Raw genomic sequence first — 11,770 nt, 5'->3', positions numbered from 1 at the left:
TTAGCCTTGATAAGAGGTTAAGGCCACCCCTTCATTTGCCATGGCTTCCCAGATCTTTGCGTCACGACCATAGACGTCGCGGCGATACTGCACCGGACCTTTGGCCTCAGTGTAAGCCGTGCGGTAAATGATGTGCACCGGAATGTTCTGCTCCAGATTCACATGCGTTTCCCGCCCGGTTTTCAAACGCGACTGGAAGAAGCCTTTGGGGTTGTCTTCCTGTTTGGACAGAAGCTCATAGGCAAATTCAAACGGCTGCTGCAGTCGGATACAGCCATGGCTGTAAGCACGCACTTCGCGTTTGAAGAGCGCCTTTTGAGGTGTGTCATGCAGATAGATATTGTGCCGGTTCGGGAACATGAATTTGACCAAACCCAGCGCATTGCGGTTGCCTGGCGCCTGCTTCATGTCAAACGGGAAGTTCCGGGTTGTGAACTGGGAGAAGTCAACCGCGCTGCGATCAACGGTTTGCCCTCTGCCATTCACCAAACGCAGATAGCTCACAGCGTTCGGGTTCTGCTTCAGCAGAGGCAGGTATTCCTTCGTCGCAATAGAACGTGGCACATTCCAGGTTGGATTGATGACCATATGCTCCATTGTGTCGGAGAATTCCGGGCTGCGGCGATCACTCTGGTTTTTGCCAACCACTGAGCGCGTGCGGAAGGTCAGCTTGCCGTCATCGATGATCTTTGCGGAAAAATCGGTCAGGTTGACGAGAATTTCGCGCCCTTCGGTCTCGCGATCCAGCCAGCGCTCCCGCTCCATGGCGACCATGATGGATTTCAGGCGAGTCTCAGCAGATACGTTGATCTCGCTGATCGTGCCTTTGCCCGCGACGCCATCAATTTCCAAACCATGGGCTGTCTGGAATGCGCGCACGGCGTTCTCAACGTCGCTGTCATAAGACGCAGTGGCAGAACGTTCCATAAAGCCCATCCGCATCAGGCGGTCGCGCAGCGCAATGACCGAACGGCCTTTGTCGCCAGGCTCGAGTTTGGCAACAGGTACGCTCTCGCCCCATCCGCCCTCGGAAACCAAACGCTGAAGGAGCAGCTTCTCTTTCATCAAGCGGGTGTATTCCGGCGTTTGCGGCGCAAGCCCGCGCAGGAAGCCCTTTGCATCTTCAGCCACAATAAAGCTCTGCAAAAGCTCGGTGCGATCACGTCGCGTAATCTCGCGCACGATTTCATCGTCAATACGGGACGGCACCAGCATGCCGGACGTCAGATCACGCGCATATCTCAGGTAAGCCTTGCTTAGCGCCACTTCCACAAGCCCCAGATCGCGCGCGCTGCGCGCACTGGCCATTTGGGCAACCAAACGATCCACATCATAACGTGCCGCCGGTAATGCATGATCCTCAACTCGGGACAGTGCGTTAATCAGTGCCTTGCGCCGCTGAACAAAGATCTCCCCCTGCCCGGTCCAGATCGGATCGAAATCCGCGCCGCGGTAATAGGCTGCAATCGCGTCATCCCGCGCCGCTGTTTCTGCAACCGCCTGCTTGAAGGCTGGAAAGGCCTGCGTCTCAGTGGTCAGCAGTGAAACAACGAGGACAGCCGCGGTGACAGAGCTGAAAACACAGCGCTTAAAGCGGGACGCGCGCGAGGGTTGCAACATAAGAAACTTCCAATAGTCGGGATCAATTCAGACTTCGATTTTCTCCGTATCGGCAACGCTGTCCAATCACAAGTTCGCCAAAGGGGGGAATGCGGTTCAATTTGTTGCACCGGTGCAGCGACGCCACAAGTCCGGCGGCGGAAACCTTTTGTTCAGGAATTAAGCAAAATTCTGCCTAAAACCCATACTCCGCGCGTCAACGCCAAAAAGAAACCTTGGTGTAGAAATCCTTGTGTGCCATAAAAACCGCACATCTGAGGGGATGGATGACAACAACGGCCGCGTAACATCGCGGTGGCAGGTAAGCGACGGGACAGGCGCTGAAACTATGAACGAACCGAACGACGGCTCTTTGAGCATGACGCGGCGCGGCTTGCTGGGCGCGTTTGCAGCGACAGCATTGACTGCGGCTCCGACATATTCCAAAGCAGCGGGCTTTTTGCGCGGTGGCGGTGATATCCGCCGCATTCGCATGTATTCAGGCCGCACCGGTGAGCGCATCGACACCATTTACTGGGTTGAAGGCGAGTACATCAAAGACGCGGTCAGCGAAGTCAACGCCTTCATGCGTGACTGGCGCACCAATGACGTTATCAACATGGACATCCGCACCATCGACATCATGGCCGCAGCCCATAATCTAATGGACGCTGGCGAGCCTTACATGCTGCTGTCCGGCTACCGCAGCCCCAAGACCAACGCGATGCTGCGCTCCCGCTCCCGCGGCGTGGCGAAGAATTCATTGCACATGAAGGGCCAAGCAGCAGATTTGCGCCTCTCTTCCCGCTCAGTGACGCAAATGGCCCGCGCAGCAGCGGCTTGCCGCGCCGGTGGTGTTGGCCGTTATTCCGGCTCCAACTTTGTGCATATGGATTGTGGACCCGTCCGCACTTGGGGCCGCTAAACCCCAAACACGTCCCAATCCCTCAAAAAGAAAAAGGCGCCGCTCAGGCGCCTATTTTTTTTACCAAGACCTCGGCCTGCGCTTTTAGCCCTCGTATCGCCAAGCCCCTCTACGCTCTGACAGCTCCGCCTCACCCGGAAGCAGCGTTCCCAATTTCACCATTCCTGCCGTGACTGCGGGATCAGCGACCTGCGTTTCAGTGTCAGCCTCTGCCGTAGTTTCCGCCATTGCAGGTGCAGTCTCGGGCTCGGCTTCCTGAGCCTCTTGTACTGGGGCAACCTCCGGCTCAGCCACGGGCGCCGCCGGCTCCGGCGCGGTCGCCGCAACAGGCTCCGGTGCTGCTGGCATTTCAGGCGCTTCAGCAGCGCTCGCTGATTTACCCACCATTGTCATGCCGAAAAATGCCGCGCCCGCGAGAATGGCCGAGACGACAAATCCCCAACCCAGCCCCGCAAGACTGACAAGGAACACAAGCGCCGCAACAACAAGGGCTGCTGTGGATTTTCGATTGCTGGTTGACTGTGACATATCTCTCCTCCCCAAGAGTGAGAGAAACTATAGGGCCGAGGGGCTCATGCACCTAATGATATGTACCAAAGCCCTCATAGGCCTTTGGTCGTATCAGGGTTCAACGCAAAGCGGATTTTGCGCAAAATCGTTTGGAGCGGGCAAGCTCGCCCACATTAACTATACGATATAACCTATTGATTTTGTGGTGCCCAAGGAGAGACTCGAACTCTCACGCCCGTGAAGGCGGGGGATTTTGAATCCCCTGCGTCTACCATTCCGCCACTTGGGCCACGCTCCTCATTTAGACAAGCTTCTCAGGAAGGTCCAGCCACAAAACGCAACTTTCTGACAGAGATATGACAGCGACAGATTCGGCCTCACCGCACTCATTCGTTGATTATTTGCTTGCACTTCAATCCCGATGCCCTACGCAAGTGTAAGGTGCAAACTAGGGCTCAAGAGACCGAAATATGCTTCAACGCCTCTACAGCTGGACCATGAGTCTGGCAGATCATCCCCGCGCGCTCTGGGCGCTCGCCATTGTCAGCTTCATCGAAAGCTCGATCTTCCCAATTCCACCCGACGTGCTGATGATCCCGATGATTCTTGCAGCCCCGTCCCGGGCATGGCTGATCGCACTGGTTGCGCTGGTTTCTTCTGTGTTGGGCGGTATCTTCGGCTATGCCATTGGCTACTTTGCATATGAGCAGATTGGCGAGCCGATCTTGATGTCTCTTGGCAAAGCGGACGCTGTGGCAGAGTTCTCAACGCGATTTAACGATTTCGGGTTCTGGGCGGTACTTGGCGCGGGCATCACGCCCTTCCCTTACAAGGTCATCACCATTATGTCGGGGTTCACCGGCATGCCTATGGGCACCTTTATCGCAACGTCGATCTTGGCGCGTGGCATCCGCTTCTTCCTGGTTGCAGGTCTGTTGCGCAGATTTGGTGAGCCGATCCGCGACTTCATCGAGAACCGCCTTGGCCTCGTAACCACCGTCTTTCTTGTGCTGCTCTTTGGCGGCTTCTTGGTGGTGAGATACCTATAATAATGACGCAAAAACATGTCTTTCTGCTGCTGACCGGATTTTCGGTCAGCATGGTCCTTGGGGCTTGGGCTTTTGAATTCATTGGCGGGCTAGCGCCCTGCAAGCTCTGCTACTACCAGCGCTACCCGCATTGGGTGGCAGCAGGTGCCGGAGCTTTGGCTGCCCTCTCAGGCATGACACTCCTGGCCTATGTGGCCGCTCTGGGTGCGGCGGCGTCCGGCCTGATCGGCCTGTTTCACTCCGGTGTGGAACGCGGTTGGTGGGAAGGCCCCTCAACCTGCACCAGCGGTGACATCACAGGTATGAGCGCCGACGATCTTTTCAATCAGATCATGTCCGCGCCTTTGGTGCGTTGTGACGAGATCCCATGGCAGATGTTTGGTCTGTCCATGGCCAACTACAACGCCCTCCTGTCCCTTGGCGCCGCCCTGATCTGGCTTTGGGCGATCAAGCGTACAGCCTGACCTGACAGTATCCAATCTTCACCCGGCCTTCCGGGTGGAGAGCAGCAGGCTGGTCTCGCTGGTGGCCACCCCATCAAGGCGCCGTATCTGGGCCAGCACGTCATCAAGTTCCGCCAAAGTCTCGGTTCCCAATTCCACAATCAGATCCCAACGGCCATTGGTGCTGTGAATGGCGCGTACCGGCGTAAATCCGGTGAGGTGGCGCACAATTCGGTCTGTCCCCCTGCCCTCAATACCGATAGACATAAGCCCGCGCACTGGATCGCTTTTCATGTCGTCTTGCAAGACCACAGTAAAGCCGACGATGTCCCCGCGCTGACGCAGGCGCTCGATCCGCCCTCGCACCGTGGTGCGCGAGACGCCAAGCGTGATCGCCAGATCAGACAACGAGGCGCGCGCATCGTTGCGCAATGCCGAAATCAGCTTGCGATCCACATCATCCATTTCGACAGCTCCACATTCCAATCTGAACAATCTCTTCGCGTTATGTGCAAATTGCTGGGTGTAAATCAATTCATTTCGGAAACATCTTCCGAGAAATAGCGTCAAATGGATGAGCAAATGACACAAAAGACCTGTTTGTTGGTCGGCGCGCCGGTGGATAGCGGCAAACGCCGTCGTGGATGTCTGATGGGGCCGGATGCCTTTCGAACGGCTGGCCTGCGTGAAAGCCTTGAGGATCTCGGGCATGCGGTCGAAGACCTCGGCAATCTCGCGCCTCGCGCCTTTTCAGATGAAATGACAGAAGGCGCACCCTATGCGCTCAATGAAACCATTGCCTGGACCGAGCGTCTCACCACTGCGGCAAAGGAGGCCTGCGCGCGTGGCTTCCCTATTTTCTTGGGTGGAGATCATAGCCTGTCCGCTGGCACGGTTGCCGGTGTTGCCAATCACGCCGCCAAAGAGGGCCGTCCGCTGTTTGTGCTGTGGCTGGATGCACATACCGATTTTCACACACCTCAAAGCAGTGACAGCGGCAATCTTCACGGCACGCCCGTGGCCTACTTCGCTGGGCGTGATGGGTTTGACGGCTTTCCGGCTGTGCAGAACCCCGTGCCCGAAGCAAACATCTGCATGATCGGCTTGCGCTCGGTGGATGCAGCAGAGCGCGAGACGCTGCAAGCAACAGAAATCCGCCGCCACGATATGCGCGATATCGACGAAAACGGCATTGCCCGACCGCTCGCGACCTTCCTTGAGCATGTGTCGAAAAACAATGGCTTGCTGCATGTGTCGCTCGACGTGGACTTTCTGGACCCATCCGTAGCCCCAGCCGTAGGCACGACCGTACCGGGCGGAGCCACTGTGCGCGAGGCCCATCTGGTCATGGAAATGCTGCATGACAGCGGGCTGCTGAGCTCGCTGGATCTGGTCGAATTGAACCCCTTCCTCGACGAACGCGGGCGCACCGCCAAGCTGATGGTCGATCTTGCGGCCTCGGCACTCGGTCGGCGGGTCTTTGATCGCCCAACCCGAAGCTTCTCCTAACTTTCGCGGGCAGGTCCGCCCCACTTCTCTCTGACGGAGCCACACTCATATGTCCCAACCTTCTGAAAAAGCCCTCGTTCCCTTTGTCTCCGTCGACAATATGATGCGGCTTGTGCATCACACCGGCGTCGAGCAGGTGCTGATCGACCTCACACGCTATGTCGAAGAAGATTTTCGCCGCTGGGAGCAGTTTGATAAAACACCCCGCGTGGCAAGCCATTCCGACGTCGGTGTGATCGAACTCATGCCGACTTCTGACGGCGAAGCCTACGGCTTCAAATATGTCAACGGCCACCCCAAGAACACCGCCGAAGGGCTGCAGACCGTGACCGCTTTTGGTCTGCTCGCTGATGTCTACACCGGCTATCCGGTTCTGCTGACGGAAATGACCATTCTGACAGCCCTGCGCACAGCAGCCACCTCAGCAATGGCCGCTAAGTATCTGGCACCAAAAGACACAGACACCATGGCAATGATCGGAAACGGCGCGCAGTCCGAATTCCAGTCGCTCGCCATGAAGGCTATCATGGGCGTAAAAACCGTGCGCCTGTATGACAAAGACCCGGCTGCTACTGCAAAATGCGCCGCCAATCTTGCAGGCAGCGGGTTGACCGTTGTCAGCTGTTCTTCGCCTGAGGAGGCGATCGAAGGCGCGCAGATCCTGACCACCTGCACGGCAGACAAACAATACGCCACAATCCTGAGCGACAACATGGTTGGCGCAGGTGTGCATATCAACGCGATTGGCGGAGACTGCCCCGGCAAGACCGAACTGTCCAAAGGCATTCTGGAGCGTTCCGACGTGTTTGTGGAATTCCCGCCACAGACCCGCATCGAGGGCGAAATCCAGCAGATGCCTGAGGATTTTGCCGTCACCGAGCTCTGGCAGGTGATCACAGGCGCAGAACAGGGCCGCCGCGATACGCGCCAGACCACTCTGTTTGACAGTGTGGGCTTTGCAATCGAGGATTTCTCGGCGCTGCGCTATATCCGCGACAAGGTGGCGGAAACCTCATTTCACGAAGATCTGGATATGCTTGCAGATCCGGATGATCCGCGTGATCTGTTTGGCATGCTGCAACGCGCCAAGGTCTGAACTCGGTTCTGCCAGCGAAATCCGGCTGCGGCGCGCTAAAGGATATCTTCGCGCCGCACCACAAAGGTGTGGATTGAGAATATCACCGCATCGCTCTGAGGCAGGCGCAGGATGCTCTGACGTTCTGAGCGCAGATACGCCCCTGTTTTTACCGGCACCGGATCGCGTGGCGCGTTTTCTGAGCGCGGCGTAAACAACGTGGGATCGTCATACCACAGCGCATTCTTACGCCACAGCGGACGCCCGGCGCGCACGCCATCAAACAAACGCTGCACGCGTTTCGCAATGTTGGCGTCATATTCCCCCACTGGAATATGGATATCGATCAGCGGTTTCTGAAACTTCTCCGCCAAAGTCCAGCTCGCAGGAAAACAAAGCACCGCGCCGGTGAGCACATGCTCCTCTCCCTGTTTTTGCAGCAGACAGATGTCCTCCTGAATGATCTGGCCAAGGCTCATCAGAGGCTGGCTCCAGTCCAACGTCACCTCGCGCCCATCCGGACAAACAACCACTGTTTCAGAAACACCAAAACCCTCGCGCTGCGATAGGCTATCCCGCACAACGCGCAAGGCCTCCTGCGCGGCGGGCAAAGCCTCAGGCGCAAGGCAAGCCACATCATCCGGGCGTTGTTTCAAAAGAGCGCAGCGCAAAGCCATCTGCGCCGCATAAGCGTCATCAAAAATCAGCCAGTCCGCAGGCTCAAGCGGCGCAATACCAGGCAGGGGCTTCTGCGCCAGCGCGTCATAAGGAATCTGTTTCTGTAGAATAGGTTGCATGGCGTCTTGCTATCCAATCACAAGCTCGGAAGCACGCTCAAAATCACCCTCCGTCGGCTGGGCACCGAAATTGTTCGCTCGCACAAAGTCACCTTCCTGTGACCAAACGAAATCTTCCTTTTACAGGCGGCTTTGCGCCCACACATTGAAAGGCAACTGCTCTCTGGAGATACCACATGCCAATCGAACGCATCACCTTCCCCGGCCACGGTGGCGATCAGCTTGCCGCCCGCCTTGATTTGCCTGACGGCCCACATCTGGCCACAGCCCTGTTTGCCCATTGTTTCACCTGTTCCAAAGACATCCCAGCCGCCCGCCGCATCGCCTCGCGTCTTGCTGCGATGGGCATTGCGGTCTTGCGGTTTGATTTTACCGGCCTCGGACATTCAGAAGGGGAGTTTGCCAACACGCATTTCTCCTCCAACGTCGCAGATCTTGAAGCGGCAGCGGCCTATCTGGAAAGCCGCGGAATGGCGCCAAGCCTGCTGATCGGTCACAGCCTGGGCGGTGCGGCCGTTCTCAAGGCTGCCACGCGGATTGCCAGCTCCAAAGCTGTCGTCACCTTGGGCGCCCCGTTTGAACCCGAACATGTCAGCCACCAATTTGGCGATGCGGTCACCGAGATTGACCAGCAAGGCCAAGCCGAGGTCAGCCTTGCGGGGCGTCCTTTCCAGATCACCAAAGCGTTTCTGGAGGACATCTCCGCGCAGAACATCGCCCCCTGTATTCGCGAACTCAATCAGGCGCTTCTGGTGCTGCATGCGCCACGTGACAGCACAGTGGGCATCGAAAATGCTGCGCGTATTTTTGAGGCGGCCAAACACCCCAAGAGCTTTGTGACACTGGACGACGCAGATCACCTGATCTCCGATCCCAAAGACGCGGAATATGCGGCCGAAGTGATCTCCTCCTGGGCAGGGCGCTATCTGCAGCTGCGCCCGCCTGCCCCGCCGCCCGGTGCGCCTGAAGGCATCGTGCGCGTTGCAGAAGCTGATCCAAACGGCTTTTTGCAGGACGTGAATGCAGGGCCTGCACATCACGCACTTGCGGATGAGCCACTGGCCTACGGCGGCACCAACCAAGGCATGACGCCTTATGGGTTCCTCTCCGCCGGATTGGGTGCCTGCACCTCGATGACCATCCGCATGTATGCGCGGCGCAAAGACTGGCCCCTCACCCATGTTTGGGTCGACGTCAGCCACGACAAGGTCCATGCGCGAGACGCCGAGGCTCCGGCCGGTCAAAAGGTGGATACGTTCTCCCGAACCATCCACCTTCAGGGCGACCTCAGCGCCGAACAGCGCCAGCGGCTCCTGGAAATCGCTGACCGCTGCCCGGTGCACCGCACGCTGGAACAATCCTCACTCGTGCGCACAACGTTGGCAGAACCGGCTTTGGCTGCAGCAACTTAGCGTCGCGGCCGTCCCACAGGCGGGCGCGCAACCGGAGGTCGAGCCACCGGTGGGCGCGCCACTGGTGGCCGGGCCACAGGCGGCGCAGGTGCAATCGGATGAACCGGGCGTTCTGGACGATCAGGGCGCTCTGGCCGGTCCGGCCTGTCAGGGCGATCTGGATGGTCGTGGTAGTAGTAGTCGTTCCACAACATGCTGTCGTAATAGACTCCGGTGCTGACATAGCCACCGCCACCTTCACAAGCCGCCAGAAGCATCCCCGCCAAACCGAGGCCGGCAATCATTTTCAAAGAGCGTTTCTTTGTCATGTCAAACCTCTCTCAGCGCGCGCGAATGGATTGCAAAATGGCATTCACATCGCTCAGAGCGCTGGTGTCATACCCTTTCTCAAGCACGGTCAACCCAACAACCACGCGATCGCGCGGCAACTCCAGAACAGCCGCAGTGAAATGCACAGGGCGCCCATCGCGGCGGCCCGTGCCCTCAACGACAAAGGCTGGATAGCCCGCGATCTCGCGGCTTTCTGTGCCGGTGATCTCGGTGGTTTTGGCAAGCTGTCCGCTGAGGCTCTGCGCATAGTCCTTGGCGTCTTCAAGCCCGCGCAGCTGCGGCGGCGACATCAAACCAATCCAAACGCCATTCTCCAGCTCAGGCGACAATCCAAAGACACGCGCAATCGGGCGCAGTGCGTCATCGTCTGACGGTGTGATTTCCCGTGCCCCGCCCACGCGCAATGTCCAAAAATCAGGCACAGTGACTTCAAACACGTTGCGCCCGGCGTCTGCATAGACAACCTCTGTGTCGGAAAGTGCAACCTGCGGCAGCAAGGACAACGCGCCCGCCGCAGCACAGGCAACAAGGCTGGACCAAGCTTTCATAAATGCCTCCATCAAAATTTCGCGTAATAGGACACTTAGTGCGCTGCAATTACAAGCTAAATGCGCATCGCAAAACCACGTCCCTTGCTGTTTTGCGCTCTGACGTCTAAACGACGCTCGACCCCACGCTAACAAACAAGGCTGAGATATGATCCCGCGTTATGCCCGCCCCGAGATGGTCGCCGTTTGGTCGCCTGAAACCAAGTTCCGCATCTGGTACGAAATCGAGGCGCACGCCTGTGACGCGCAAGCCAAATTGGGCGTGATCCCGCAGGAAAACGCGGATGCCGTCTGGAAAGCCAAAGACGTCGAATTTGATGTCGCCCGCATCGACGAAATCGAAGCCGTCACCAAACACGATGTGATCGCCTTCCTGACCCACCTGGCAGAGCATGTTGGCTCCGAAGAAGCCCGCTTTGTGCATCAGGGCATGACCTCCTCGGATGTTCTGGACACCTGCCTGAACGTACAGCTGTTACGTGCCGCAGACATCCTGCTCGCCGACATGGACAAAGTGCTGGCCGCATTGAAAAAGCGCGCGTTTGAGCACAAAGACACCCTGCGCGTGGGCCGCTCCCACGGTATCCACGCAGAGCCCACCACCATGGGTCTGACCTTTGCCCGCTTCTATGCCGAAATGGACCGCAACAAGGCCCGTCTGCAGCAGGCGCGTGAAGAAATCGCCACCGGCGCGATCTCCGGCGCGGTTGGCACCTTTGCCAACATCGACCCGGCCGTGGAAGAGCACGTATGTGAACAGCTCGGCCTCTCACCAGAGCCGATCTCCACACAGGTGATCCCACGCGACCGCCACGCCATGTTCTTTGCCACACTCGGCGTGATCGCCAGCTCCATTGAAAACATCGCCGTGGAAATCCGCCACATGCAGCGTACCGAGGTGCTGGAAGGCGCGGAGTTCTTCTCCATGGGCCAAAAAGGCTCCTCCGCAATGCCGCACAAGAAGAACCCGGTTCTGACCGAAAACCTGACTGGTCTGGCCCGTCTGGTGCGCATGACTGTCATCCCGGCTATGGAAAACGTGGCGCTCTGGCATGAGCGTGACATCTCCCACTCCTCGGTCGAGCGCGGCATTGGCCCTGATGCGACCGTCACTCTCGACTTCGCGCTGAACCGTCTGGCCGGTGTGGTCGACAAAATGCTGATCTTCCCGGAAAACATGCTGGCGAACATGAACAAGTTCCCGGGCCTGGTGATGTCTCAGCGTGTGCTTCTGGCTCTGACCCAAGCGGGTGTCAGCCGTGAAGACGCCTATGCCATGGTACAGCGCAACGCTCTGAAGGTCTGGGAAGAGCGCGTGGACTTTCAGGAACAGCTTCTGGCGGACGCTGATGTTGTGGCGGCACTGGGTGAGGACGGTATCAAAGAGAAATTTGATATGGGTTATCATACCAAACACGTCGACACAATTTTCGCGCGTGTTTTCAAAGACTAAGACAACAGAAATCACCTAAAAATCACAAAGGCGTGGCCCATGGCTGCGCCTTTTTTGAATTTTATTTGAACTGACAGCCCTGTGATTACGACATCTTAATACCACGTGCTAGCGTATTGC

13 protein-coding genes and 1 tRNA gene are annotated in these 11,770 nt (G+C 57.7%); 7 read left to right on the top strand and 7 right to left on the bottom strand.

The window, feature by feature from the left end; translation table 11 throughout:
• Positions 1-1,620 carry a L,D-transpeptidase family protein gene (locus J7412_RS08760; protein WP_209078282.1) on the bottom strand — a complete coding sequence of 540 codons (1,620 nt, stop codon included), beginning with the start codon at positions 1,618-1,620 and terminating at the stop codon, positions 1-3.
• 358 nt (positions 1,621-1,978) lie between these two features.
• Here J7412_RS08760 and J7412_RS08755 point away from each other — a divergent pair, with 358 nt between their 5' ends.
• A complete protein-coding gene (locus J7412_RS08755) occupies positions 1,979-2,524 on the top strand; it encodes a DUF882 domain-containing protein (RefSeq protein WP_209061982.1) in 546 nt (181 codons plus the stop codon).
• A gap of 84 nt (positions 2,525-2,608) precedes the next feature.
• On the opposite strand, the gene J7412_RS08750 is transcribed toward J7412_RS08755, so the two are convergent.
• Both J7412_RS08750 and J7412_RS08745 read right to left on the bottom strand, forming a co-directional pair.
• Positions 2,609-3,052 carry a hypothetical protein gene (locus J7412_RS08750; RefSeq protein ID WP_209078281.1) on the bottom strand — a complete coding sequence of 148 codons (444 nt, stop codon included), beginning with the start codon at positions 3,050-3,052 and terminating at the stop codon, positions 2,609-2,611.
• Between the two features lie 185 nt (positions 3,053-3,237).
• A tRNA-Leu gene (locus tag J7412_RS08745) sits at positions 3,238-3,323 on the bottom strand.
• Between the two features lie 181 nt (positions 3,324-3,504).
• Here J7412_RS08745 and J7412_RS08740 point away from each other — a divergent pair.
• The gene (locus J7412_RS08740; RefSeq protein ID WP_209060316.1) at positions 3,505-4,083 is read left to right on the top strand and encodes a YqaA family protein; all 579 of its coding nucleotides are present in this window, start codon (positions 3,505-3,507) and stop codon (positions 4,081-4,083) included.
• Between the two features lie 2 nt (positions 4,084-4,085).
• Positions 4,086-4,547, top strand: coding sequence for a disulfide bond formation protein B (locus J7412_RS08735; protein WP_209078280.1), 462 nt, complete (start codon positions 4,086-4,088; stop codon positions 4,545-4,547).
• A gap of 18 nt (positions 4,548-4,565) precedes the next feature.
• Here the strand turns inward: J7412_RS08735 and J7412_RS08730 are convergent, their stop codons facing one another.
• Positions 4,566-4,991: an Lrp/AsnC family transcriptional regulator gene (locus J7412_RS08730; RefSeq protein WP_209060320.1), complete on the bottom strand. Its 426-nt coding sequence runs from the start codon at positions 4,989-4,991 to the stop codon at positions 4,566-4,568.
• Positions 4,992-5,108: 117 nt separating this feature from the next.
• Between J7412_RS08730 and rocF the strand changes: the two genes are divergently transcribed.
• Together rocF and J7412_RS08720 are read left to right on the top strand one after the other, a co-directional pair.
• Complete coding sequence (gene rocF / locus J7412_RS08725) at positions 5,109-6,035, top strand: arginase (protein WP_209078279.1); 927 nt, start codon at positions 5,109-5,111, stop codon at positions 6,033-6,035.
• A 49-nt stretch (positions 6,036-6,084) separates the two neighbouring features.
• Positions 6,085-7,131 (top strand): ornithine cyclodeaminase, encoded by a 1,047-nt coding sequence (locus J7412_RS08720; protein ID WP_209078278.1) that lies wholly within the window; start codon positions 6,085-6,087, stop codon positions 7,129-7,131.
• 35 nt (positions 7,132-7,166) lie between these two features.
• Here the strand turns inward: J7412_RS08720 and J7412_RS08715 are convergent, their stop codons facing one another.
• Positions 7,167-7,907, bottom strand: a complete 741-nt coding sequence (locus J7412_RS08715) for a DUF3445 domain-containing protein (protein ID WP_209078277.1) — start codon at positions 7,905-7,907, stop codon at positions 7,167-7,169.
• A gap of 176 nt (positions 7,908-8,083) precedes the next feature.
• Here J7412_RS08715 and J7412_RS08710 point away from each other — a divergent pair, with 176 nt between their 5' ends.
• Positions 8,084-9,319, top strand: a complete 1,236-nt coding sequence (locus J7412_RS08710; protein ID WP_209078276.1) for an alpha/beta fold hydrolase — start codon at positions 8,084-8,086, stop codon at positions 9,317-9,319.
• Here the strand turns inward: J7412_RS08710 and J7412_RS08705 are convergent.
• Positions 9,316-9,627, bottom strand: a complete 312-nt coding sequence (locus tag J7412_RS08705; RefSeq protein WP_209060336.1) for a hypothetical protein — start codon at positions 9,625-9,627, stop codon at positions 9,316-9,318. The genes J7412_RS08710 and J7412_RS08705 overlap by 4 nt on opposite strands.
• Positions 9,628-9,639: 12 nt before the next feature.
• Positions 9,640-10,197 (bottom strand): hypothetical protein, encoded by a 558-nt coding sequence (locus J7412_RS08700; RefSeq protein WP_209078275.1) that lies wholly within the window; start codon positions 10,195-10,197, stop codon positions 9,640-9,642.
• Positions 10,198-10,345: 148 nt separating this feature from the next.
• Here J7412_RS08700 and purB point away from each other — a divergent pair, with 148 nt between their 5' ends.
• Positions 10,346-11,650, top strand: a complete 1,305-nt coding sequence (gene purB, locus J7412_RS08695) for an adenylosuccinate lyase (RefSeq protein WP_209078274.1) — start codon at positions 10,346-10,348, stop codon at positions 11,648-11,650.
• Positions 11,651-11,770: the final 120 nt, after the last annotated feature.

The organism is Shimia sp. R9_3 (assembly GCF_017743755.1).
In the GTDB taxonomy this organism is placed as follows: domain Bacteria; phylum Pseudomonadota; class Alphaproteobacteria; order Rhodobacterales; family Rhodobacteraceae; genus Shimia.
The sequence above is the reverse complement of the archived record's forward strand: the minus strand, read 5'-3'. Positions and strand labels throughout refer to the sequence as shown.